The sequence below is a fragment of the Vibrio algarum genome, assembly GCF_028204155.1.
GTDB classification, from domain to species: domain Bacteria; phylum Pseudomonadota; class Gammaproteobacteria; order Enterobacterales; family Vibrionaceae; genus Vibrio; species Vibrio algarum.
Genome location: NZ_JAQLOI010000003.1, coordinates 1,488,379 through 1,513,014, shown reverse-complemented (window position 1 = coordinate 1,513,014; position 24,636 = coordinate 1,488,379). Strand labels below are relative to the sequence as shown.

Genomic DNA, 24,636 nt, shown 5'->3' with positions numbered 1-24,636 from the left:
TTATGAAATGTCTAAACATGGAATCGAAACTTATGAAAACCTCATTTTTAGCGCTTACATTAGCGAGTATATTAATTGGTTGTGGCGGCAGTGATAGTAGCGGTGATAGTAGTGACAACAATGATTCAGAAAGCAGCGCAACTTTAACTGGGGTGTTTGTCGACAGCCCTGTAGGTGGAATTTCATATCGAACCGAAACAAAAGAAGGTACAACCAACGAGCTTGGTGAGTACGATTATGTTGATGGCGAAACGGTCACCTTCTTTATTAACGGTTTAGCGTTTCCGCCAGTCTTAGCTAGCGGAATAGTTACGCCTATGGATATGAGTGATGAATCAACTACGCAGACCAATATATTGCAAATATTACAAACATTAGATAGTGATGGTAACCCAGAAAATGGCATCACTATCGACGCAGAAACCACTGCTGCATTTGCTAACGTTAGTGGTTTAGATCTCACGTCTGATAGTTTTGATACAGATGTCGCCGGTACACTATCAAATTTAGGCTTAACCATTATTAGCGAAGCGGATGCACAAGCTCACTTCCAGAGTACTTTACTTGGTTCTTGGATATTATCTGAAGGAGAAAACAAGCGAAACATCCTGACCTTCATCGATGAAAGCCACTATATTATAATTCATGAACACAGTGATGATGGCGATCAAGAATCTGGCTCCGTAGAGTATGGTACCTATACGTGGGATCTCAATGATGGTAGCTTTCTTGTAAATATAATTGGTCAGTCTGATTCTACAGGCGGTCTATCTGATCTATCTGCCGATGCGAATATCTCAGTTAACCAAGACAATCTTACCTTTACGGTGCCGCAGGAAGGAGAATTCACTTTTACACGTGTTACTAATGATGATAATTCATTAATCGGTGGCTGGAGCATGTATGAACAAGGCGATGATAATTGGAATATTCTTTCGTTCATCTCAGGTACTGAATATGTAATAGCACATACCAATAACCAGGAGTACTACTCCGATGAATCACCACAAGCTTATTCTGGAGAATTTGGAACCTACAATCTAGACGACACAGGACAGTTTGCTGTGCTAAGTGCAAGTGTTGATTCTGATGGTCAAGGTGGGCTTTACAATGATGATGAGAGTTCTGATCAAGACGGGGAAACAATAACTGTTCACCCATGGGGAGACTTAAACTTTTTCGATCAAGACGAAGGTTCCTTTAGCTTCGCTCGGATTGGACGCTTCTCTACCACTACAGAAGTGAATGTGCTTGACGGTTCAGATTCCACCCTCTTACTGGGTGATTTAGCTAACATATCAGTCACGCGTTCCGATGACTTTTATAATTTCAGAGACGATTATGACAGTTGTGCGTTTGTGGTAACAACAACCAATGATGGTGAAAACATACCATACAATAATTTTTCTCTACAATTGGCATCTAATGGAGCAGGTACAGTCGTTTATACTAATCCAGAGAGTACGAGCAGCGTCACATGGAACATTGATTCATCAGGAACTTTAATATGGCAAGTGAGTGAATCAGTAAAAGAAAGCCATTTCGTAAGAATTAAAGGACAAGATAATGCTATTTTAGCTTCCATGGTAACGGATGCAGATGGGAATACAGAGGATACCTTAGTAGAGGCAACGTTCACCTGTATTGAATAAGATAGTTTACGGAAGGTAACATTAAGGTTCTCGCTACCCTATTCGACTTTAACTTTCGACATTGTTGAACACAAAAAGCCTCAATAATTCATTGTTTAATTATTGAGGCTTTTTGTCAGTAACGGCCAGACCAGTTACTAATCGGCCTTGTGTTAAATATGGTGATATATACTCAAATGAAAATACTGCCATAGCTTTGGTTAACTTGACAGTACCTTAATAGGACGAGGACTATTTTACAGCCTACATATGACATCAGGTCTGTGAAGATAAACTTATAAAGGGCTTAGTATGTCATTACTAAGCCCTATTTTGTATTCAGCAACATTCTTTACTATTTCAAGCTTAAGCCACTCTAAATATCTTCCTCTCGTTTGATCGTCGCATGATACGCATGCCATGTGCCGTATCCCAATATTGGCATGGTAACTAACATCCCCACCCCGTAGGTGGCAAAACCAATTAAGATACCGCCGCTTATAATCGCCGCCCAAACTATCATCGCGGGAATATTGGATTTAACCGCGTTAAAGCTGGTGAACACAGCGCTCATCATATCCACATTTTTTTCCATCATTAGCGGAATAGAAAAGGCAGAGATAGAGAATATAATCGCCGCGATAACGGCACCAACAATGGTGCCTATAACTAAGAATGGAAGAAAATCACCTAACGGGGCACCCTGAACAGAAGGGTAAAAAACGTGCAATAGCGCTGCGATACGCATCCAAAATATCATGGCAACAGTGAGTAACACCACAAACGCCCACTGCGATGTAGAGTTTCTACCTATGGCTTTCATTGAGTGCCATAGACTGGCATCTTTACCTTGTTCTCTCTCCCAACTTGCATCATATAGACCGAGCGCAAGAAACGGTCCAATAAGCATATAAACCACCAGTGCTGGCATCACCACCAAATGGGTGCCTTGCCACTGAATAAGCAGCACGATACTAATTGCCGCCGCCATAAAACAGAGACCATAAAACGCACTGATTATTGGCATTCGTATTAAGTCGTGTAAGCCTAAAGATAGCCAATGAAAAGGAGCAGAGACACTTAGTTGGTTACATGGAATGGTGCGAGCATATTGGCTGTTCGGCACCTCTTTCTTTTTGTCATGCATGTCCGAGGGATTCATTGTACGCGGCATACATCCTCCTTGATCGATTCTCGTTAATCGCACCCATTACCGATGCGCTTGAAATTCGATGCCTAGCCTAAACTACACTTTCATAAAGCGATGCATCACATTTAGTCAAACACATGTACACAGCCTACCCTATTGCTACTGTTTGTCTCACAGCTTAGCTTCTCGCGGCCACATATCAAGCTTTAACATATCGTTAACTATTGATCAGTTACATAACATTTGCAAACCCACTATTTCTTATGCAAAACGTCATTAAGCTTTTTTATTGGGTGTAATTCATACAAAACAATATCTTATACCAAAGTCTTATTTACAAAACTTATTCAACAAAAGCACTTTTTACTTAATAAAACTGTTAATTCTTGAACATCTATAGATCAGCGTCTAGCCTTTTGTTAACAAATGGATAACAATTAACTGTAATGTGTGACTACGTCAAAGTCACTAATCAGGCTAACTTGGTCAACGTAACTCAGTTTGCTTTATGTAGTAGAACTTAAGGATGCAAGAGAACTTAAAGTGGATACCTCACTTAAGGTAGAAACGCACTTAGGTTTATATTGCAACATATCAGGGAGAGATCGTGTGCATCGTTTTTCGATTCTACGAACACTGGTCAGCTGCGCTATATTTTTACAATTGAGCTCTGTTGCGAATGCGGCAACGGAGTACAACTTAACGCAGGGTGTCACTCGAATTAGTGAAGAGGTTTATGAGCTCCACATGCTCATTTTCTACATCTGCTGCGCCATCGCGGCAGTGGTCTTTGGCATTATGTTCTACTCCATCATTCATCACCGAAAATCCAAAGGGGCAGTCGCCGCCAAATTTCATGAAAGCACCAAGGTAGAAATAATTTGGACAGTCATCCCCGTCATCATTCTTATCGCAATGGCGATCCCCGCCACCAAAACCTTAGTGGCGATGGAAGACACAAGCAAATCCGATATCACGATAAAAGTGACCGGATCACAATGGAAATGGCACTACCACTATTTTGGTGAAGAGATAGAATTTTTAAGCTTGCTCAGCACCGCCGTTGAGCAGATAGAAGGAGACGAAGAGAAAGGTGAAAACTACCTGCTTGAAGTTGATAACCCTTTGGTACTCCCCATCAACAAAAAAATCCGATTTTTACTCACCTCTGATGATGTGATCCACTCTTGGTGGGTGCCTGATTTTGCTGTGAAGAAAGATACTATTCCCGGCTTTATTAACGAAGCGTGGACAAAAATCGACAAACCCGGAATTTACCGCGGCCAATGCGCTGAACTGTGCGGACGCGCCCACGGCTTTATGCCGATAGTGGTTCACGCCATGACAGAAGAGAACTACCAACAGTGGTTAGTGGACAAAAAACAACAGATAGCAGAAGAGAAAGCCAAGGCAGAACTGGCGCTCACCAGCAGCATGTCCCTGGATGAACTAATGACCATAGGTGAGCAAGCTTACCTAGATCGTTGTGCAGTATGTCACCAAGCTACCGGATTAGGGATTCCTAGCGTCTTCCCAGCGATTAAGGGAAACAAAGTGGCAACGGGAGAGGTCTCCCTTCATATGGACACAGTGGTCAATGGCCGACCGGGAACCGCCATGCAGGCGTTTGTTAACCAAATGACGCAACAAGAGCTTGCAGCAGTCATCACCTACCAGCGTAATGCTTGGGGCAACGATACCGGTGACGTGATTCAAGCATCAGACATAAACAACTTTATAAACGCATCCGTGGAGTCAGGTGAAGAAGCGGTAAGCAGCTCGGAGGACAAACTATGAGACCTTCAACCGAGGACCACAAGAAGATGTCACCTGTAGAGTCCCAATCCGCCGTGACAGGAAGCATCAACGACACCACAAACAGTACAGAAAACGAGTCTCATGATCATAATGCACCTACCGGTTGGGTGCGCTGGGTATACTCCACCAACCACAAAGATATAGGCACCCTTTACTTGCTGTTTAGTCTCGCCATGTTCTTTATTGGTGGCGCAATGGCGATGATCATTCGCGCAGAGCTGTTTCAACCGGGGTTGCAACTTGTTGATCCTGAGTTCTTTAACCAGATGACCACGGTGCATGGTTTAATCATGGTGTTTGGTGCCGTTATGCCAGCCTTTACTGGCCTAGCAAACTGGATGATTCCTATGATGATTGGCGCGCCAGATATGGCTCTCCCACGCATGAACAACTTAAGTTTCTGGATACTGCCTTTCGCCTTTCTTATTTTGCTTGCCTCTCTCTTCACCGAAGGTGGCGGACCAAATTTTGGTTGGACCTTTTACGCACCACTCTCGACAACTTACGGACCTGACAGTACCGCGCTGTTTGTTTTTTCCGTTCATATTATGGGCATTAGCTCCATCATGGGGGCGATCAACGTCATCGTCACCATATTTAATATGCGTGCACCAGGTATGACACTAATGAAAATGCCCATGTTTGTTTGGACATGGCTTATCACCGCATTTTTACTTATCGCCGTAATGCCCGTTTTAGCAGGCGCGGTCACCATGGTGCTGACAGATAAATACTTTGGCACCAGCTTTTTTGACGCTGCTGGCGGAGGCGACCCTGTTATGTTCCAGCATATATTCTGGTTCTTTGGTCACCCAGAAGTGTACATCATGATATTGCCCTCCTTTGGCATTATGTCGGCCATTATTCCGGCCTTCTCGGGCAAAAAATTGTTTGGTTATCACTCAATGGTGTACGCCACCGTCAGCATTGCGCTGCTCTCCTTTTTAGTATGGGCTCACCACATGTTTACCACCGGTATGCCCGTGTTTGCCGAACTGTTCTTTATGTACTGCACCATGCTTATATCCGTTCCTACCGGTGTAAAAGTGTTTAACTGGGTTGCGACCATGTGGCGAGGTGCTCTCACCTTCGAGACGCCCATGCTGTTTGCTATCGCCTTTATTGTACTGTTTACCATTGGTGGTTTATCTGGGTTAATGCTCGCCATTGTTCCCGCCGATTTTCAGTATCACGACACCTATTTTGTTGTTGCCCACTTCCATTATGTTCTGGTCTCTGGTGCAGTATTTTCCATTATGGCCGCCGCCTATTACTGGCTGCCGAAATGGACGGGTAACATGTACAGCCAAACCTTAAGTTTATGGCACTTCTGGACCTCGGTTATCTCGGTCAACATTCTATTTTTCCCAATGCACTTTCTTGGTCTGGCAGGGATGCCAAGGCGAATTCCTGACTACGCCATCCAATTTGCCGATGTAAATCAGGTGGTCTCTATTGGTGGTTTCGCCTTTGGTATTTCTCAACTGCTGTTTTTATGGGTAGTGATAAAGTGCATTCGAGGGGGTGAAAAAGCGCCAGCCAAACCGTGGGATAGAGCCGAAGGACTTGAGTGGACAGTGCCAAGCCCAGCGCCTCACCACACTTTTGAACAACCACCTAAAGTAGATTAGGTTGCAGCTATGACGACTTCAAATAATACGTCTCCAAATAGCAAGCCAAGCAGCAAGCAAAGCAAAGGCGAACAAAAGAACAGAACACTAACCATAAAATTGGTGATGGCAACCGTCGCAATGTTTGGTTTTGGCTACGCCCTTGTGCCTCTTTACGATGTGATGTGTGAAGCTCTGGGCATTAACGGTAAAACCAGCGATGTTGCAGCGGTGCAGCCCGTAGGGATGCAAGTAGATATATCTCGCACTATCAGCGTAGAACTGATGGCACACATTCCTCCCAACATGCCTTGGCAACTAAAGCCAGCCAACAGCGTGATGACTGTTCACCCCGGCGAGGTAATACAGACGGTTTATTACGCCACTAACCTTTCGCGACAAGACTTGGTGGGCCAAGCTGTACCTTCAGTCTCTCCCGGTATGGCGGCCAGTTACTTCAATAAAATGGAGTGTTTCTGCTTTAGTAAACAGCCACTAAAAGCGGGAGAAAGTACCGAGTTAGCATTGATGTTTTATATAGAGCCAAATATTCCCGACTCTATTCACACCTTAACGCTTTCTTACACCCTTTTTGATATTAGCGAAAAGCAAACATCAACATCGAGTTCCCCCATTACATTAACCAATGCGACGTTAAGGAGCATAGAATGAGCGTGAATACAGAGCATTCAAATCTCCCCTCTTATTACGTACCAGCCCAAAGCAACTGGCCTATTGTTGGTGCTGTTGCACTATTCTTAATTGCCGTAGGCGCAGGCGTTACAGTGCAGAATATGGGGAGCAGTGGCGCAAGTAGTGTTGTTGGCAAATGGATACTCTCTATCGGTGTGATCGTCTTGCTGTATATGTTGGTAGGCTGGTTTCGAAATGTGATTACTGAGTCTCTATCTGGCCTGTATTCAGAGCAGATAAATCGCTCATTTAAGCAGGGGATGAGTTGGTTTATCTTCTCTGAGATCATGTTCTTTGCCGCGTTTTTTGGCGCTCTATTCTACGCTCGTATGATAGCGGTGCCTTGGCTAGCTGGTGCAGACAACAACGCCATGACACACGAAGTATTGTGGCCCGCTTTTGAAGCAATTTGGCCGCTTACGTTGACGCCTTCAGGGGTAACTACGGAGGCGATGCCGTGGCAAGGTTTACCGTTAACCAATACCATTATTTTACTTACTTCCTCTATCACCTTGCACTTTGCCCACATCAGCTTAGAGAAGAACCACCGAACCGCATTAGTATTTTGGTTGGAGATCACCATCATCCTAGCGGGTCTGTTTCTCTTTTATCAGGTAGAAGAGTATGTACACGCCTACCAAGAGATGGGATTAACGTTGCAATCGGGTATTTACGGTAACACCTTCTTTATGTTAACCGGATTTCACGGTTTGCATGTACTGCTTGGCACTATATTCCTTACGGTTTTACTGGCGCGAATAGCCTACAACCACTTTACTCCAGATAACCACTTTGCTTTTCAGGCCGGCAGTTGGTACTGGCATTTTGTCGATGTAGTTTGGCTATGCCTATTTGTGTTTGTTTATGTTTTATAACGAGCGAGAGCCAAAAAAGAGAAGGAAAACCAAAACTGAGAGCGATGTTTTGGCATCTGATTTAGGGGGAACCGCTAGTACGGACGAGAGTTAGGCTCAATTAATCCAGACGATAAGGCGACAATTAGCAGTACCACCACTAAAGCCGAAAAGAGCAGTCGGCGTCCTAAATAATGACTCATCGGACGCTTGTTTTTACCCTCTGCCGAAGAGGGCTCTCTCACCATATTGAAAAGGGCGCGTGCAAGGTTAAATATGATGAAAAACAGCATCACCACTAGAGTAAGTTTAAGTAACAAAGTCATAAGCTCTCCTTTGCGCTCATCAGCGTCATTGCTATTTGGTGCTCTGTTAACTTTGGTTGTATTTGCGCTATTGGTCAACCTTGGTTTTTGGCAACTTGGGCGAGGCGAAGAGAAACAGAAAATAGAGAACGATTTAAAAGCTAGAGAGCAATTACCCCTAATCCCCTTGGTGGAACTGAGCCAGATAAACCACTTATCGGTTAGCGAAAATGTTGTCGGTATAAAAATTTCGGCTTCACTCTCCACCACCTCACTGCCACTAATCTATTTAGACAACCAAACTTTTGAGGGCAAAGCGGGATATTTGGTCTATCAAGCACTTAATCACGCCAACCGCGATACACTGTTACTGGTGGAGTTAGGGTTTGTTCCAACTGGCAACAACCGCGAGATATTGCCAGAAGTATCTAAACAACTACCAGCAGGCGTTCAACGAGGTCGCTTATACCACCGCTCACTAAATCCGCTGAGCTCTGACTTAATGCTCGAAACTCTAGATACCGTTCATTCAAAAATACGCATTCAAAACTTAAACCTTGACCAGCTTAGTCAATCTTTAGAACAGTTTTTTTATCCCTTTGCTTTGCAACCATTTCGTCCGGAACCCCCAACACTAGCCGCAAAGGCAACAGAGTTGCAACCTCAAAGTGGTGACCATTTTACCATTGGTTCACTTCCTCAACCGTGGAAACCTCTGCCTATGTCTTCTTCCAAACACTTCGGGTATGCCTTCCAGTGGTTTGTCATGGCTGGAGTTTGGTTACTGCTTATGCTCACCCTATTATTTAAAACGAACCGAGTACTTAAAACGGATCGACAGCTTAAAACGGATCGACAGCTTAAAACAAGAAAACGCCAAAAAAGGAGCACGTTATGAAACCGTCAGCCTCTCCACTTGGTGGTGATCTCTCTGCCGTAAAGGCAGATACTGAATCCCTAAAACAGCGACAGTCTAGAGGGCGATGGATGCTTATTGGTCTGTTTTTTATCTTCGCCCTACCCGCCATTGTGGCAAAAGCCATTCTGTCTCAGCACTGGTATCAATCGGGCGTGACCAATAAAGGGGTACTTATAGCGCCAAGACTTACCTATGCTGACCTAAATATACAACTTCCTGCGGACATCAATAACGCCGGTCCAAATTGGCACTTGGGTTATGTACTTCCCTCTCAATGTTTAACTCTGTGTCAGCAACAGCTTCATCTTCTTAAGCAGTCTCATACGGCGTTAGGAAAATACCAACCTAGAGTCACCGCGACAGTGTTTGTCTCCTCTAGCAGTGACGCAAGTGTTGCCCTTGATGGCTTTATCCAGATCCCAATCAACAACGCCTTTTTACAGCAAGCTTCGGCGGCGGAATACGTGATAACAGACCCACTAGGACAACTGGTCATGAAGTACCCCGTAGCGAATTCAGAAACGGATCTAGTGGTGCAAAACAAAGGGTTATTATCCGATCTACGTAAGCTGCTTAAGCTTTCTCGAGTCGGTTAGGAGAGTCACTAATGAATGCTAAGGAACAGCAAGAGACAGGTTCAGTTAAGCTAGATACTTTTAGATTTTGGCTAGTAAGAGGGGCCATTTTGCTCACCATCGGCGTCATTGCGCTAGGTGCATACACCCGACTCTCCGATGCTGGCCTAGGTTGCCCCGATTGGCCCGGATGTTACGGCCAATTGACTGTACCGGTAAGTAAACAAGAGTTACAAAAAGCAAACGAGTTATACCCAAATCAAGGAGTAGAAACCAGTAAAGCGTGGGCAGAGATGATTCACCGCTACTTTGCCGGTTCGCTAGGCTTAGTGGTATTTGCTATTACTGTGCTGTTTTTGAAAAAGAGCACAAGCAAAGAGCAAGATGACGCCGCGCAAGCGGTAGGAAAGCTGCTTCCCGTGGCACTCACCATCTTGGTGATTGCTCAAGCGCTACTGGGCATGTGGACGGTTACCTTAAAGTTAATGCCCGTGATCGTACTCGCTCATCTTTTGGGAGGCTTTACTTTGCTCAGTCTGTTAGTGCTGCTGCATACGCAGCTCTGCTCTATACCAAAGCACTCTCAACAACCTTGTTTACAAATTCAATTGCAGCATCAGTCACAGCAGCCGAATACTGGCTCCACCTTCTTTATAAAGTTCTTATCCCTGTTTGCGCTAATTGTTATCGTGTTACAAATTAGCTTAGGAGGCTGGACCTCATCTAACTACGCTGCCCTAATGTGTACAAGCTTGCCGGTATGTCAGGGAGAATGGATAAATCATCTCGATTTCAAAACCGCATTTTCCCTTTATCAGCCGGGATTCGACAATTACGAATTTGGTGTGCTCGACTTTGCCGGACGAACAACCATTCACGTTAGCCACCGAATAGGCGCGATAATTACCTCCCTTGTGGTGATGTTGTTCTGCTGGCAATTGGCAAAATCAACCACAAAATTTCACAAACAAGCAGCAAAGCAGCTGTTTGCGCTACTAGTGATTCAAGTAGGGTTAGGCATAAGCAATGTGGTGTTCACTTTGCCGCTCACTATCGCGGTTCTGCACAATGTATGCGGTGCGCTACTATTAGCCAATACCGTACGTATTAGCTATTCGCTGTGTTCCAATAAACCGTTCGCCTACAAGCGACGCACCAGCCAATTGGCACCGTCATCAATAAAACCTTCATTACAAAACACCTTTTTTGCCCCAAAAGAGACAGGAGATAGTCATGAGTAAAACCTTATTGGCCGCAGGCTCATCAGAGTTAACTCAATCCAGATTTAAAGTCTACTTAGCACTGACCAAGCCCAAGGTGGTTGCACTAATGCTCCTGACTGCCCTAGTGGGGATGTGCTTAGCGATTCCCGGCCGCTTACCATTACAGCAAAGCCTATTAGGAATGGTTGGTATCGCGCTTATGGCTGGCTCAGCTGCCGCCTTTAATCACCTAATTGATCGCAGAATAGACGCCATAATGGCTCGTACCCATAAGCGCCCTTTGCCCTCTGGCGCGGTGAAGTCTTCGGAAGTATTTTTGTTTGCCGCGTCCATTGGGGCTGTTGGCTTCGTTATTCTGTTCTGGGGAGTAAACGCTCTTACCGCTTGGCTTACATTTGCTAGCCTACTCGGTTATGCCGTGGTGTACACCATGTTCCTTAAACGCTCCACGCCACAAAACATTGTAATTGCAGGGATTGCAGGGGCAATGCCGCCTCTTTTGGGCTGGACAGCAGTGAGCGGAGAGTTGCACGGTAATGCGTGGCTATTGGTGATGATTATTTTTACTTGGACACCACCGCATTTTTGGGCCTTAGCCATCCATCGTAAAGACGATTACGCCAAAGCCGATATTCCAATGCTACCGGTTACCCATGGCGTTGATTACACCAAAACCAGTATTTTTCTGTACACCATTTTGCTGTTTATTGTCTGTATGTTGCCTGCACTGGTTGGCATGAGCGGCATGATCTACCTAAGCTCAGCGGTGATATTAAATGCTGGGTTTATTTACCACGCATGGAAACTGAAGCACCAAAGCAACGACAAAACCGCCATGGAGACATTTAAGTTCTCTATTTATCACTTAATGCTGCTGTTTGTTGCTCTGTTAGTTGATCATTATTGGGGCTGGTAACTTGCTTCTAAACCGTGCAACGGTTGAATCAGATCTTCAACTAACGTCGCAAAATAGAAAGCAACCGACGTGACGCTCTGTTGAAGTTAACCATTCAACTTACCATTACATATGTTGAATCAATTCAAATACAAATTGACCAATGCGTCACTACCCTTCTTTTTATACTCAAATCGGGCACTGGCAAAATCCAGTGTCGGGTTTGGTCCCCCGTTTGAGCTTCACTCATAGTCTTAGTGAATGTTTAAAGCGCAGCTCATTTATATCTAAATGATTATTAAAACTTCGTTAACTACCCCCGCCCCCCCATTTGAACACTGCATATCAAGTTGGATACAGTTGAGTCTCAAATATAAATAAGAAAAGGCGAGCTACTATGCTCGATTTTTAGGTTTTACAGTACGACAGAATCGCTCGGTGATCACAAACACTATTTGCTCCGTTCTGACTCATTTCTGGACAAAACCTTCTTAGAATAATTACTTAAATTAGAAAAATACGGATAACTGTTGGTATCACAAAATGCAATTAGACAAGACTGAGCATTGGATAGAAAAACTGAACTCAAGCGTCTTACCCATCTAACTCAATTTAGGTTTAATGAGACATTTTGAGAGCTTCATTGAGCTTTTTCGCCATGATGGGGCTTTTTAAAATACTAGTATGACTTTCATTTAAACCATAAACCGATATTGCGTCATCTTGCGCTTCAGTCATGAGCTGGCTCTCTATTGAAACGACACCATCTGTATTTTTAGACGAAATAAGGCTCGGGTTATCGCGATAGCTGAAAAATAAATGAAATGAAAGATGTTCTCTTAGAGGAACGGCTTTAAGATTACGCAGAAACTTACTATTCGGAGCCATGTTGAACCAGGATGGAACGGCAACAGGCATGTATTTAATTCCTATTTGCGCAGCATCATGCCCAGCCCATGGTGTAGATATAGTTATAAAGGAAGATATATTAGGTTGTTGCGGTTTCGAAGAAAATACATGATTTATAAAGCTCTTTGATACTAACCCACCCATACTGTGAGCTACCACTTTTATTTCACTTACATCGAAGCGAATCGCTAGCTCCGTGACAGATTGATGTAGCATTTGGGAAGACAACTCTAAATCTATACCTGATGGGTACTGCACTATCCATGGCTGGTAGATATTTCTATCCAGTTCATTTGCAAGATTCAACCAATCGTAACCTGACCCACTCATTCCATGAACAAAAAGCACAGGGATTTTATGAGGTTCGTATTCTTCCAGGAAAAAAATTCCACTATTTCCCATTTCATGAAACTTCACCGGTTCCCACATACCTAAACGACCAACTGTTGGTTGGAAGTACGATGGTATAACTACTTTGCCTAAAGAGTTACTTTGGTGACTTACTGGTTTATATGGGCTTTCGGGACTATATATGCGTGGTAAGACTCTTTTTGCACTGTCAGTAGATAGAAGTTGAAGGTTTAAGTTACCTACGTTCTCATGTGGCTCCAGCCTCAATAAACTGGGTGAGCCGTAGAATGCGATCCTTTCATTCTCATCTAAAGTGAAGTTCTTATTCGGATCTTCAAATGCAAATAGGTAATAGCTCCCTTCTTCAACTGTGAATCTGAATAAGTCATTTGGAAAAGTGGTAACGAATTCCTCTAGTTTTACATTTTCGCCAGTAACCTTATTCAGAGTAACGACAATGGGTGTATCGCTTTCTTCTGATCCAACAACACCAGAAATACTTGACGAATGGTTTAATAGCGCCACATTTTGAGTTAAACCAATATAGGAGCAACCTGACCCTAAAATTAACACCAGCCCCCAAGAAATGACATTAAGTATTTGTTCCATCTTACGCATCACCAATACCGAACCATACTCGCTGCAATTAATTAGCCGCACAAGAATCAACTCACTCTTATGCGGCTAATTATCATTTATTTACAATAATTACTTTGTGCTTTCTTTTAGTTTTATATTGAAGAAAATGGCATAAAGCACAGGTATGACTACCAGTGTTAATAGCGTCGCAAAAGCCAGACCAAAGACGAGCACTACTGACATTGATTTAAAGAAGGCATCAAAAAACAAAGGAATAACACCTAAAACCGTCGTCAGAGCTCCCATCATTACTGGTCGTAGTCTACTTGCCGCAGCATCAATCACCGCATCATGCCTTGCTTTGCCTTCACTTATTTCTAAGTCGGTTTGATCAACTAGCACAATTGCGTTCTTGATAAGTAAACCCGAAAGAGACAACAAACCGAGAATGGCCATAAACTCCATTGGTGTCCCGGTCGCTAGCAGACCAACAGAAACACCAATCAGAGCAAGGGGTACTACTAACCATATAACTACCGGCTGTCTTACTGTACCAAACAGCACAAACACAGTGATAACCATGGCTGCAAAACCTAGTGGAATCGTAGAAGCTAAGTTACTGTTAGATTCAGCCGAGTCACCATACTCACCCCCCATTCTAGCTCATAACCTTCAGGTAATGGTATAGCCTCTATTTTTGGTCTCACTCGGCTGAATAAATCAGTAGTTAGTTCTCCAGGCACCGGATCTGACTGAGCTCTGATTTCCCACTGGCGATCAACACGTCTAACTGCACCATCGCGCCAAACTGTTCTAAAACCATCCGTTACTTGCCCGATAGGTACAGCTTGCCCAGTAATAGAGCTGATCACCTGAACGCTGTTAATGTCCTCGACACCTGAACGTTCATTTATAGGAGCTATGGCAATGATTGGGATCAGTTCATCACGCTCCCGATAGGCGCCAATGTTCTTACCGGAATAGTTCGTTTCTAGTGCGGATGCTAAATCCTCACGAGAAATCCCTGCTCTTTGAGCTGCTTTCTCAACATATATCGGTTCGATAACGCTGATTGGTTGGCGCCAGTCATCTTTAATGGATAAAGCTCGACCATCTTCAGCCATAATTGCTTTCGCCTGAGTTGCCAAGTCACGCAAAACCTTGGTATCAGACCCGCTGAATTTGGCTTCTATCCTGGAACCACCGCCAGGTCCCAACACAAACTTCCACACTTTTCCTTGAGCATCAGAGAAAGACTCATCAATATAACCTTGAATCTGAGTTAAAAGACCATCAATAACTTTATCGTCGCTTGTGCGTATCAGGAGCTGAGCGTACGCTGAGTTCTGAGACTCAGGCGCATAAACTAGCATGAATCTTGGTACACCACCTCCAATTGAGGTCTGAACATCGTCAACACCGTCAAGTGACCGTACAAATCGTCCCAACTCTTCAGCGTCACGTTTTGTCGTGGTTATATCTGTGCCTTGAGGTAACCAATAGTCAACAACAAACATTGGGGTTGTCGATGCTGGGAAGAACCCCGGCTTGACGAACTGGAACCCCCATACCGAAGCAAAAAACATAGCAACAACACCGATCATCACAACATATCGCTGTTTCAACATCGTGTAGAGGAAGTTTTTATAGAGTCTGGTAAAGCTGCTTTCCTTTTCTTCAGATACCAAGTCTTGAGTCGCTTCTTTAAATAGCCAAAAACAAAATAATGGCGTTAGCGTTATTGCAAATAGCCAGCTGTACAACAATGAAATCAGGATTACCCAGAACAGATGTCCTGTATATTCTGCCGTTGAACCGGGTGCAAATCCAATCGGGGCGAACGCAATGATACCAACCAGAGTACCTCCTAAAAGAGGCCAAACTGAACGCTGGACAATTTGTTTTGCTATATCCAGCTTGCGGATTCCATTTTTAACACCAACGAGGATGCCTTCTGTTACAACAATGGCATTATCTACCATCATACCTAACGCAATAATCAGCGCCCCCAATGAAATACGATGCATTGGAATATCAACCATATTCATTGTTGCTAGTGTCGCGAAAATGGTTAATAGCAAAATGGAACCAATCACTAACGCTGATTTTAACCCCATAAAAATCAACAATGTCACGATAACAATGACAAGGGCAGCAATCACATTGACAACAAAGTTTTCTACCGAAGAATCGACGATTTTCCCCTGATGGTAAAACTCATGCAACTCAATTCCTAGAGGTCGCAAATCTTCAGTTTCTGTTATTTTTGCATCAATATCCTGGCCTATTTTTACAATATTGCTTCCGAGCTGCCCCGACACACCAATAGCGATAGCAGGTTCACCATTGTACAAATAGAGCTTTTCGTCCGGTTCTTTATAGCCTCGCCACACCTTCGCAATGTCTTTTAGATAAACTAATCTTCCATCTGAATCGGCGGAGATTAAGAGGTTTTTGATCGAGTCTACAGAATCAATAGCATTGGTGGGGTCAATAACAAGGCGCTTGTTTCCAACCTTGACGCTCCCTGATGAAACGACCGCATTTTGCTGTGACAGCATATTAACGATATTAGAAATAGACAAACCAAGACGTTTTGCATCGTGTTGAGATATCTCTACATAAATCGCTTCACTTTTCTCCCCAGCAATAGATATACGAGCTACTCCATCGACCTGAAGTAGAGAACTTTGCAATGATTTCGCATATTTTTTTAGTTCAACATTAGTGAAACCCTGCCCGGTAACAAAATAGAGCAAACCAAAAACATCACCGAAATCATCCGCAACATAAGGCGTTCCGGTGCCAGGTGGTAACGAACTTACTGTGTCATTAATCTTGTTTCTAAGTTTATTCCAAACAAGTTGCAAATCACCTCGTGTCTTTGAGAATTCATATCTTACTTCTACGTTGATTTCTGACTTCCCGTAGGTAGATACCGACTCAATAGTTTTGACTTCAGGAAGCTGTTGAATCGCTTTCTCCAAAGGCTCAGTTACCTCAAGAGCGACTTCGTGTGAGCTTGCTCCCGGATATCCGGTAACAATAACTGCTTGTCTGATAGTAAACTCAGGATCTTCAAAGCGCGCCATTCCCTGATACGCATGCCACCCACCCACTATCGTTAGCAAGATAACAATAACACTTAGCACCGTATTCTTTATTGTAAACTCAGCAATATTCATGTGTACCTGCCTCTTCACAATTCACTTTTATAAAGTAATTCAATAAGTTCATTTCCATTTCCTTACTTTCATTCCTTCATATAAGTACGAAGCACCAGCACTCACAACCCACTCTTTCAGCTCAAGTCCTTTTGTAATAACCTGTATGTCACCAACGCCTTTAGCAATCGTTACCTCGCGCTTAGCTACTGTCATATCTTGTTTGTTTACTACCCATACATAGTTCTTATCGCCATCACTCGTAATCGCACTTAAAGGTACGCCTATAGAATTTATAGTTGAATCATTGGTGGTGCGTATTTCAATCGTCGCGCTCATACCAGGTAACACAAGTACCCCTTCAGGTGCAGTAAATTCAAAAGTAACGTTGTAAGTTTGCGTGGTAGCATCAGCAAGAAGCAGAGCTTCTTTATATCTAATTTCCAACGGTAGCTCAGGAGCGACGTCTAGGGTGATATAAGACTCTATTTTTATGTTTTCATTGTCACTTTTATACAGGCTAGCTAAATACGATGCAGATATGTCGATGGAAGCTTCTAATATGTCGCCGCCAATAAGAACAATGACACCTTGACCACCGGAAAGTGACTGCCCATTTTCAACAAGAGTCTGAGCAACTACACCATCAAATGGCGCTCGTAAAATCGCGTCATTCACGGCTTTTTTCGCACTTTTCAGCTGCGACAGGCTAACGTCTCTTTCGGTCTTTCTCTGTAGAAGGGTGCTTTGAGATATTGCTTTGCTTTTTGATAACTTTACGGCCCGCTTGTATTCTTGTTCCGCGTTGTCGTACTGAACTCTAGCCTTACTCAGGTTGTTGTTCAGATCTTGTTGATCTAGACGGGCAATTATGTCGCCTGTTTTAACTTGTTGGGCACCTTTAACAGGAAACTCGACTAGCCTTCCCCTGATGAGAAACTCAGCTCAACTAGGCGATTGTCATCAACCACTGCCGGAAACTTAGTAATATCCTGTCGGGATTCGATGCCAGCAGAAATAATTTTGACGGGGCGAACCAGATCCTTCTGTATGACCGTTTCGTTTTCTGCGTTGCAAGCTGTTAGCCCTGTAGCAGATACAATTAAAAGAAGTAGACTCATCTTACTTTTGTGGAACATACTTTTTCTCCATAATGGAAAACAAAACTTAAATAATTTGATTAATACTCTGACATTTCATCAACTACGCCTTTGTCCTTATCCATTTAGAGGATGAAATCCTCTAAATATGCGCTAAAATCCATTTCCGCAAGGTCGTGTTGTTGAGTGACATTCTATAGATTTAAACGAAGATAGGCTGCTCTTAGCACTGAAATAACCGTAAATACAACCAATGCAAATGCTACATTAATTTAACAAATTATACACGTAGATTATACCTGGCTTCTACTGATTTTCACCATGAATATCACTCAATTAAGATTGACGACTGCATACCCTATACACATATATATAGTTTTAATCACTTCTGCTTCACTGCCTTTGATAAGCCGTTTTAAATTCCGGATCCCTTTATCCGTAGGAATAATCGGTCCTGCTGCCAATAACGCGCTACGAAACTCAGAGTTGCTAGCTAAACCATCTACCCAGGATTTATAAAACGCTGAAGGAGATGAAAAGTCCATCTGCGCTTTTAATAGCTTTTCCAGCTTTGGCTCCAGCACTTTTACGATGTCATTTTTCTTAGGAAAGTGCCTATTTATACCTGAACGGGATACACCACAATGGTTGGACAGTTTCGTAAAAGTTAATGCTTCAAAACCTTCATTCAACGTGAGAGCAAAAGCAGATTCTATAATTTTTTGCTTTGTAAGCTCTGCCTTTGCAGCACTAGATCGTCCCATTTAACACCCCAAAATTGGCAATTTGCTTAGTAATTTTTAGAATAACGAATTAATAGTTACGCTTAATAGACCTGTCAATTGAAATACTATTGCCAGGGTTTAGATTTTTGTAATTTCTCCAACTTTTCGTAACATGTAAAATGCACATAAAGCTCTTCAGCAGGCAATGAACTTAACCTCCTGGTCGCATCATTTTCAGCAGACTTGATACCCCACATTATTTTCTTAGGATCCGTCCACTGAGTGGATTTGGCAGGAGCGCCTCGTCTTGCATCAAAGTAACTTTGTTTCAAAGATTCCCACTTGGATAGCTCATTAGGCTCAAATTGACTAGCGACTATTCTACAAAACTCTATATTTCGAAGTGTCTCCACCTGTTCTTGCTTGTCCTTATCAGAGGCGTATATTAGGGTTGAGCTAAACATAAAAGCCAATGCAAAAATTCTTAACAACATATTTGTTACCTTATAACAGTCTGATGCCTAAGAAGGCTCTTATCCCTATTATTATAGTCCCTTCATAAAGATTACTGCAAAAGCCCGGGGGCTAATACCTACTTTAATACTCTGTAGTTACTATAGGTACACAGGACCACACTACTCGTAATTAACGAGTGTTTATAGAATAGGTCTACCAATATAAGTGTTTGCGGAAACGTTAAACCCAGAAAAAACCTTACTGAAACCGGGTAGTAAGGGGGTATTAGTTAACTTGGCGGAGCTAGAATATTTGGTTTCTATTCATCCGAATTATCCCAGCGCTTTAACAACAGTTGGGTTAGTGAGCTCTATAAGGTTAGGCTCGCCAAATACGGTCTATCTCTACCAACGAGTAGCCAAGGCACTTGTAGACCGTATTCCTCTTTTGTTGATGTTCTCCGTTTTCGATTTTTTTAACCAAACGTTCAAAACCAACGGAAGAAGGAATAACAGGCCCCATAGAGGCTATACAAGCTCTAAATTTAGGATTAGATTCAGTTGCACTCATCCAAGAGTCTTCAAAAGACTGGCATGAACTGAAGTCGATACTCGCATACAAAATAGCGCTTAATTCAGGTTCAATTGCCTCTGAAATATCTGTTTTATATCTAAAATGGCAAGTAATTCCAGAACGAGACATCCCTATATATTTAGCCAAATTACCAAGAGTAGCCTCTTCAAACCCTTGCTCTAAAGTTATTGATACTGCTGCATCAATAATTTTTTGTTTAGTAAGCGCTGCCTCTTCAGCAGTAGCTTTTGCCATAATCTACAACCTATTTTTCCGGAACCAGGGGCTCATATGTTATAACCAAGCACTTGTTTGTAAACGCATATCTGATTTTTCTCTTATTTAAACGCACAAATAGTCTACAAATTCAGGATTAGTTAAAGTGCGGCGCACTTTATTAATCCGCCACTATAACCAAATTCCACCATGGAGCAAAGTAAATATTTACGTGCATTATACAAATATTAACGACAAGCGTTCTCTAGGAGCCACTTCCGAAGTTAAGTTACACAACAACATAAACCCCTTGCTCATTTTATTGGCCACCATCGCGCCATTTATACGCTTCACTACTTGACCACCTTCATTCTTGACTAGCAGTTTAGGTATTCCACTTTGGCTATCCAGAGTAACTTTTAATCCTTGTCCGTACCGGCCTACCTTTGTATTCATATATCCTACAGCAGTTTTAAGTTTCTGCATGGCCAATGGGTTATGTTGATTTATTTTTCACTATTCACACTCTACCAGGCTTAGCTGGTAGAGCTCTCAAGCATTTTGCAGTTGTTTGTACTCTATATAGCATTCATTTTTTATCAAATTACCGGAGTTATCAAAGTTCTCATTTAATGAAAACATAGTGCTATCCTATCCAGTTCTCGCGATTATGTCTTCTTCTCTTAAGCGCATATCGCCTACACCAGATAGAAACTTCGACCATTGCCCTAGAAGATTATGTACAGGATAACCATGAACGAAGTAAGACAATTCGCACCAATCTTCGTAAAGCCTTTAGAACTCGCCATAAGTATCTTTCCCCTAAGTTCTATTATGTTGTTTAGATACACAGATATTGATTGCATGCTGCCCCGGTGAGCCTGCGAACCAAGTAACAAGCGGTTTTAAAAAACCACATAACGTTCAGTGTTCTTTATTTGGCTGCTTTTGAATTGGATTGCTTTCAAGTGGTACAAACAACATTTAAAGTTCATCGTACCTTAACAGTGCTTAAGCCTAAGTACAACCACAATAAACAAGCATGACCTTAGGAAATATTTATTGCATTTATAACAATAAGTTATAGGTAAATTTCAGATTTATAACCAAAAAACACTTGAAAAGTATCATTTAAAGCTATTATCATTCGCCCAAATAAAGTGCAATGCACTTTATGGTAGTGTTAATAATAATCACTAAATGAATCAACTAGTTTTTATAGAAATTGATGTGCTAAAACCAAATGAGTTTAAATTACGCCAGTATGAAATGGCTCGAGTAGTACTTACATCAGAACAACTCAGTCACGCAAGAGCTTTAGTTGAGCAAGGGTTTAGCAAAAAGGCGGTTATTCGAGTGTTCGGGTGTAGTTATAAAGATCTGAAGCTTAACTAACGATACTCAAAGTCTGGGGAAGATCATGATTTGGCAAACCTTCTGGTTTCTATGCATAAGAACTTACCAATGCAAATTATAGATGAAAGCCACACTTTAGCTCTCGTTCGTGGATTCAAACGAAAATACACCAATTGTTTATTGCGCAAACCAAAACCTCTGAAGAATAAACGCTCTGACTTTAAGTTAACCAGTAAAAAATCTTATAAGCGCATATTTGAATATATTGAATATATTGAATACTATCAACGTGTTCTGGGTAACAAAATAACAAATCCAGGTGTACGTGGCGGCTTACTATGCGCCCACAATGTGATAGTTGAAAACAATCGTATCAAAATAGCGCTTGTCAGTCTTAAAGGCTTTAGCCTTGCTTGCAGTCAAACAGGTATTGTTATAACAGATCATGCAGTTGCTCGATACCTTCAAAGAGAAGGGATAACCGACGTAGAGAACGCAGTAAGGACACTCGGACTCCAACTGCTGCTTATTTGCCAGGAAATGGATGATCACTCTAGAAAAGTCGGATTACCGCTTAAAGAGAATCAGGAAATTGAGGCCGTCACGATAAACAGAGGGTATCTATTTATTGAAGTAGGAAAGGTAGACCCTCAACAACCTTTAGCGATGGCTGAACTCTACCTTAAAACTTATATCAGTAACCGCTATATCGATGGGCGAAATGGTGTTCGTCCTGCGATATTTGAAGAAAGATATGCGGACTAATTGCACCAACAATAACAACACTGTTTCGAGGACTAAATAAAAAAACTACAACTTATTACGGCACTTTCTATTCCTTTTACCTCCCAAACAGGTGAACCAGATAAAGCAGGTAAACTGTTCGCACAAATCACTGCTTGTCATTTAGCGGGCAAAATTAATAAAGGTGAGAAAGCTGAGGCTAACTGCTCTGTTATCGGTAAGTACAAAGTCGCCCAAAAAGGTGACTGGTGGAAAGGCCAAATGAAAAAAGCACAGAAAAAAGAGTTTCGTCGACTAGACAACACAAATAATTTAGAGCTCAGCATTATGTTCGGCATCATCAAAGACAAGTACACCAGCTAGCAGTAGTAACCAAAGCCACTGATAAACATATAACCCGTTGGTGGATAACAGAACACTTATATAGCCGAGATGAGATAACTCATTATCGAATATATCAATATACCACCCAAATAAAGTACAACGCACTTTATTTGGGTTGCAAAAACTCAAAAAGGTAACAAGATGAAAAAATTTAATTTAGCTGTTCTAGCAGCGACAATTTCGACAGGTGTGGGCGCTGGAGAACTAGCAAAACCTGGGTTTAGTGGAGAGCTAATGGCAATGGCCGGTTTCTCCTCTACAGAATCCAACTTCAACACAGAAACTGAAAGCAAAGTTGGTCTACTTAATACTGAAGCGGAATCACAGACTGAAGCAATCCTAGCGCCACTTGGCCAGGTACGTTACACATTTGGTCGCAGCAGCCATCATCAGGTATTCCTTGGTACATCAAGAGAGGATATCGCCGTTGGTGATTTCGTATTAGAAGCTGGCTACAAATTTGGGCTAGGAACAAACTCCTCCATTGCGGCGTCTTACCTACCTAGCGTAGCTGGCGAAACCTGGAAAGACCCCTTTGTAACAGGAAAAAGAGAAGTAGCGGATATATCAAGCAGCGCAGTACGTTTAAAGTATGAAAATATTTTGGACTCGGCGTTCTCCGTTGACCTTGGTTATTACACATCAGAAGTTAATGGCGAGAATTCTGGCGCCAGCCTTAACAGTGGTTCAGCTATCAATCAGTTGGATAGAGATGGTAATGGCTTATACGCAAAATTTTCTTACACCCACTCCCTAAACCAGACTTCTATTATCGAGCCATCATTTACTTACAAGTCTTTCTCAGCAGATGGTGAGGCTATGTCTAATAACGTGTATGGAACAGAGCTATCGTACAAGAAGTTTACCAAACGCCACCTTTTTGCTTTATCTGCAAGCTACTCAAAAACAAATTATGACAGTGAGAACGTAGTTTTTGGTAAGACACAAAATAACAATACTTACGACGTATTCGCAGCCTATGAGTATGACAAGTTCATGGGATGGGAAAACTGGGCACTTAACGGTATTGCTGGGTACGAAGTTACGTCTTCTAACATCAATTTCTACAACGAAAAAGAACTAATGCTCGGTGTTGGCATGTCTTACAAATTCTAATTTATTGATAGCACAGCCAATTGGCTGTGCTTTATTATAGGGACTCATAACGATGAAAAAACGACTACTTACAAGTATTGTTGCTACTCTACTCACATCAAATGTATTGGCTAATACAGAGAATATGACAGCACATAGCGCATTCAAGGCAGAACTTGCATCTATGCAGGAGAACTACTACCGTTCTCTGAGATTAGACGACTGGATTGCTATGGGAATGACCGAAAAAGACATATCCACAACCATGGCAAGATTGAAAGCAAACAAAGAGGGGTTGCTTATCGACTTGAATAACCCAAACACCAGAGGTCATTGGACGTACGAGTTTACCAAAACGGCACAAAACCTTGAAGATCAGGCAAATACACTTAACACACCAACCGCATATGGACGCGCATCTACTGTCTACCTTGTTGCCTCATATCCAAACCTGCATCAGCCAAATGAAATAGCGGCCTTGGACAAAGCTGTCGATTTGTACTTGAAAGCAGCTAAGTTAAACGGCGAAAGTGTAGAAAAAGTTGATCTAAAGCGCTTTGATAACAGAAGTATACCCGGATTGTTGCACCTACCAACAAATACAAAGACGAACCTTCCTGCAATTATCTGGACAGGAGGTGTAGACAAGACATTAATAGAACATAAAACGGATTTTAAAAGCTTACTTGAAAGTGGGTATGCAGTTTTAACCATAGATATGCCAGGCGCGGGCCTGGATTATAGGAACCACTTAAAACTTGGTGAAGAGACAGCTTCACACGATGCAGCATTTGCGTTTTTACAAAACCACCCACAAATAGACAGGAACCGGATTGGTGTTCTAGGCTCTTCAGGCTCTGGCGTTGCGTTAATTCCTTTCGCAGTTCAACAAACAGACCTTAGAGCAGTTGTAGCACGTTGTGCGTTAGTCGATGGTCCTATAGGTAAACAAGCAACTCTCAAATTCATACCAGATATGTCAGCTCATTCCTTTATTGCTCGTATCGGTGGTGATGCTGGCGATATGAGGTATTTCAAGAATATGGCAACAAAATTCTCTATTGCAAATAAGGGGATGTTTAATGGCCAACTGCGAATAGACACCCCTATCCTTGTGATAAATACCAAGAAAGATCCAGTGGCGCCAATCGAAGATATGAAAAGAACAGCCGAGCTTTCTACGGAGGGGGAGATGTTTATTTCTGATGAAGTAGGTCATTGCCCTGACTCACTTGAAGCTCAAAATAAAATAATAGCGTTTATTAAGTCCAACGTTTAACGCTAAATCCATTGCCCTTCTTTAATGCCAGT

At 42.4% G+C, this 24,636-nt stretch carries 22 protein-coding genes and 1 pseudogene; 13 read left to right on the top strand and 10 right to left on the bottom strand.

Annotated elements, in window-relative coordinates; all coding sequences use genetic code 11:
- Nucleotides 1-32: 32 nt before the first annotated feature.
- Nucleotides 33-1,652, top strand: coding sequence for an adhesin (locus PGX00_RS22195; RefSeq protein ID WP_272140667.1), 1,620 nt, complete (start codon nucleotides 33-35; stop codon nucleotides 1,650-1,652).
- A gap of 355 nt (nucleotides 1,653-2,007) precedes the next feature.
- Here the strand turns inward: PGX00_RS22195 and PGX00_RS22190 are convergent, their stop codons facing one another.
- Nucleotides 2,008-2,805, bottom strand: coding sequence for a DUF2189 domain-containing protein (locus tag PGX00_RS22190; RefSeq protein ID WP_272140665.1), 798 nt, complete (start codon nucleotides 2,803-2,805; stop codon nucleotides 2,008-2,010).
- 612 nt (nucleotides 2,806-3,417) lie between these two features.
- On the opposite strand from PGX00_RS22190, the gene coxB reads away from it, so the two are divergent.
- The 4 genes from coxB to PGX00_RS22170 are packed head-to-tail and all read left to right on the top strand — an operon-like array spanning nucleotide 3,418 to nucleotide 7,777.
- Complete coding sequence (coxB, locus tag PGX00_RS22185; protein ID WP_272140992.1) at nucleotides 3,418-4,578, top strand: cytochrome c oxidase subunit II; 1,161 nt, start codon at nucleotides 3,418-3,420, stop codon at nucleotides 4,576-4,578.
- Nucleotides 4,575-6,230, top strand: coding sequence for a cytochrome c oxidase subunit I (ctaD, locus tag PGX00_RS22180; RefSeq protein WP_272140663.1), 1,656 nt, complete (start codon nucleotides 4,575-4,577; stop codon nucleotides 6,228-6,230). Before coxB ends, ctaD begins: the two co-directional genes overlap by 4 nt.
- Nucleotides 6,231-6,239: 9 nt before the next feature.
- Nucleotides 6,240-6,881 carry a cytochrome c oxidase assembly protein gene (locus tag PGX00_RS22175; protein ID WP_272140661.1) on the top strand — a complete coding sequence of 214 codons (642 nt, stop codon included), beginning with the start codon at nucleotides 6,240-6,242 and terminating at the stop codon, nucleotides 6,879-6,881.
- Nucleotides 6,878-7,777 carry a cytochrome c oxidase subunit 3 gene (locus PGX00_RS22170; protein ID WP_272140659.1) on the top strand — a complete coding sequence of 300 codons (900 nt, stop codon included), beginning with the start codon at nucleotides 6,878-6,880 and terminating at the stop codon, nucleotides 7,775-7,777. The genes PGX00_RS22175 and PGX00_RS22170 overlap by 4 nt, the downstream gene beginning before the upstream one ends.
- 74 nt (nucleotides 7,778-7,851) lie before the next feature.
- Here PGX00_RS22170 and PGX00_RS22165 read toward each other — a convergent pair whose 3' ends face one another.
- On the bottom strand, nucleotides 7,852-8,082 hold the full coding sequence (locus PGX00_RS22165; protein WP_272140657.1) for a DUF2909 domain-containing protein: 231 nt from the start codon (nucleotides 8,080-8,082) through the stop codon (nucleotides 7,852-7,854).
- Between the two features lie 10 nt (nucleotides 8,083-8,092).
- Between PGX00_RS22165 and PGX00_RS22160 the strand changes: the two genes are divergently transcribed.
- The 4 genes from PGX00_RS22160 to cyoE all read left to right on the top strand — a co-directional run bounded on the left by PGX00_RS22160 (nucleotide 8,093) and on the right by cyoE (nucleotide 11,694).
- Nucleotides 8,093-8,959: an SURF1 family protein gene (locus PGX00_RS22160; protein ID WP_272140655.1), complete on the top strand. Its 867-nt coding sequence runs from the start codon at nucleotides 8,093-8,095 to the stop codon at nucleotides 8,957-8,959.
- 89 nt (nucleotides 8,960-9,048) lie between these two features.
- The gene (locus tag PGX00_RS22155) at nucleotides 9,049-9,576 is read left to right on the top strand and encodes a hypothetical protein (RefSeq protein ID WP_272140990.1); all 528 of its coding nucleotides are present in this window, start codon (nucleotides 9,049-9,051) and stop codon (nucleotides 9,574-9,576) included.
- An 11-nt stretch (nucleotides 9,577-9,587) separates the two neighbouring features.
- The gene (locus tag PGX00_RS22150; RefSeq protein WP_272140653.1) at nucleotides 9,588-10,796 is read left to right on the top strand and encodes a COX15/CtaA family protein; all 1,209 of its coding nucleotides are present in this window, start codon (nucleotides 9,588-9,590) and stop codon (nucleotides 10,794-10,796) included.
- The gene (gene cyoE / locus PGX00_RS22145; RefSeq protein ID WP_272140651.1) at nucleotides 10,789-11,694 is read left to right on the top strand and encodes a heme o synthase; all 906 of its coding nucleotides are present in this window, start codon (nucleotides 10,789-10,791) and stop codon (nucleotides 11,692-11,694) included. The genes PGX00_RS22150 and cyoE overlap by 8 nt, the downstream gene beginning before the upstream one ends.
- A 597-nt stretch (nucleotides 11,695-12,291) precedes the next feature.
- Here the strand turns inward: cyoE and PGX00_RS22140 are convergent.
- From PGX00_RS22140 to PGX00_RS22105, 8 genes and pseudogenes are all read right to left on the bottom strand, one after another.
- On the bottom strand, nucleotides 12,292-13,551 hold the full coding sequence (locus tag PGX00_RS22140) for an esterase/lipase family protein (protein WP_272140649.1): 1,260 nt from the start codon (nucleotides 13,549-13,551) through the stop codon (nucleotides 12,292-12,294).
- 90 nt (nucleotides 13,552-13,641) lie between these two features.
- A pseudogene (locus tag PGX00_RS22135) lies at nucleotides 13,642-16,697 on the bottom strand (efflux RND transporter permease subunit).
- 48 nt (nucleotides 16,698-16,745) lie between these two features.
- The gene (locus tag PGX00_RS22130) at nucleotides 16,746-17,546 is read right to left on the bottom strand and encodes an efflux RND transporter periplasmic adaptor subunit (RefSeq protein ID WP_272140988.1); all 801 of its coding nucleotides are present in this window, start codon (nucleotides 17,544-17,546) and stop codon (nucleotides 16,746-16,748) included.
- A gap of 47 nt (nucleotides 17,547-17,593) precedes the next feature.
- Nucleotides 17,594-17,815 carry a hypothetical protein gene (locus PGX00_RS22125; RefSeq protein WP_272140647.1) on the bottom strand — a complete coding sequence of 74 codons (222 nt, stop codon included), beginning with the start codon at nucleotides 17,813-17,815 and terminating at the stop codon, nucleotides 17,594-17,596.
- Nucleotides 17,816-18,108: 293 nt separating this feature from the next.
- Nucleotides 18,109-18,540: a TetR/AcrR family transcriptional regulator gene (locus PGX00_RS22120; RefSeq protein WP_272140644.1), complete on the bottom strand. Its 432-nt coding sequence runs from the start codon at nucleotides 18,538-18,540 to the stop codon at nucleotides 18,109-18,111.
- A gap of 86 nt (nucleotides 18,541-18,626) precedes the next feature.
- Nucleotides 18,627-18,995, bottom strand: a complete 369-nt coding sequence (locus PGX00_RS22115; protein ID WP_272140642.1) for a hypothetical protein — start codon at nucleotides 18,993-18,995, stop codon at nucleotides 18,627-18,629.
- A 340-nt stretch (nucleotides 18,996-19,335) separates the two neighbouring features.
- A complete protein-coding gene (locus tag PGX00_RS22110) occupies nucleotides 19,336-19,785 on the bottom strand; it encodes a TetR family transcriptional regulator (RefSeq protein WP_272140640.1) in 450 nt (149 codons plus the stop codon).
- A 198-nt stretch (nucleotides 19,786-19,983) separates the two neighbouring features.
- Entirely contained in the window at nucleotides 19,984-20,202 is a 219-nt protein-coding gene (locus PGX00_RS22105; RefSeq protein ID WP_272140638.1) for a hypothetical protein, read from the bottom strand.
- Between the two features lie 744 nt (nucleotides 20,203-20,946).
- Between PGX00_RS22105 and PGX00_RS22100 the strand changes: the two genes are divergently transcribed.
- The 4 genes from PGX00_RS22100 (at nucleotide 20,947) to PGX00_RS22085 (ending at nucleotide 24,604) form a co-directional block, all read left to right on the top strand.
- Nucleotides 20,947-21,141: a helix-turn-helix domain-containing protein gene (locus PGX00_RS22100; protein ID WP_272140636.1), complete on the top strand. Its 195-nt coding sequence runs from the start codon at nucleotides 20,947-20,949 to the stop codon at nucleotides 21,139-21,141.
- A gap of 69 nt (nucleotides 21,142-21,210) precedes the next feature.
- Nucleotides 21,211-21,867 carry a hypothetical protein gene (locus tag PGX00_RS22095; protein ID WP_272140634.1) on the top strand — a complete coding sequence of 219 codons (657 nt, stop codon included), beginning with the start codon at nucleotides 21,211-21,213 and terminating at the stop codon, nucleotides 21,865-21,867.
- Nucleotides 21,868-22,371: 504 nt separating this feature from the next.
- Entirely contained in the window at nucleotides 22,372-23,346 is a 975-nt protein-coding gene (locus PGX00_RS22090; RefSeq protein WP_272140632.1) for a DUF2860 family protein, read from the top strand.
- A gap of 52 nt (nucleotides 23,347-23,398) precedes the next feature.
- Nucleotides 23,399-24,604 (top strand): alpha/beta hydrolase, encoded by a 1,206-nt coding sequence (locus tag PGX00_RS22085; RefSeq protein ID WP_272140630.1) that lies wholly within the window; start codon nucleotides 23,399-23,401, stop codon nucleotides 24,602-24,604.
- The last annotated feature ends 32 nt before the right edge of the window (nucleotides 24,605-24,636 follow it).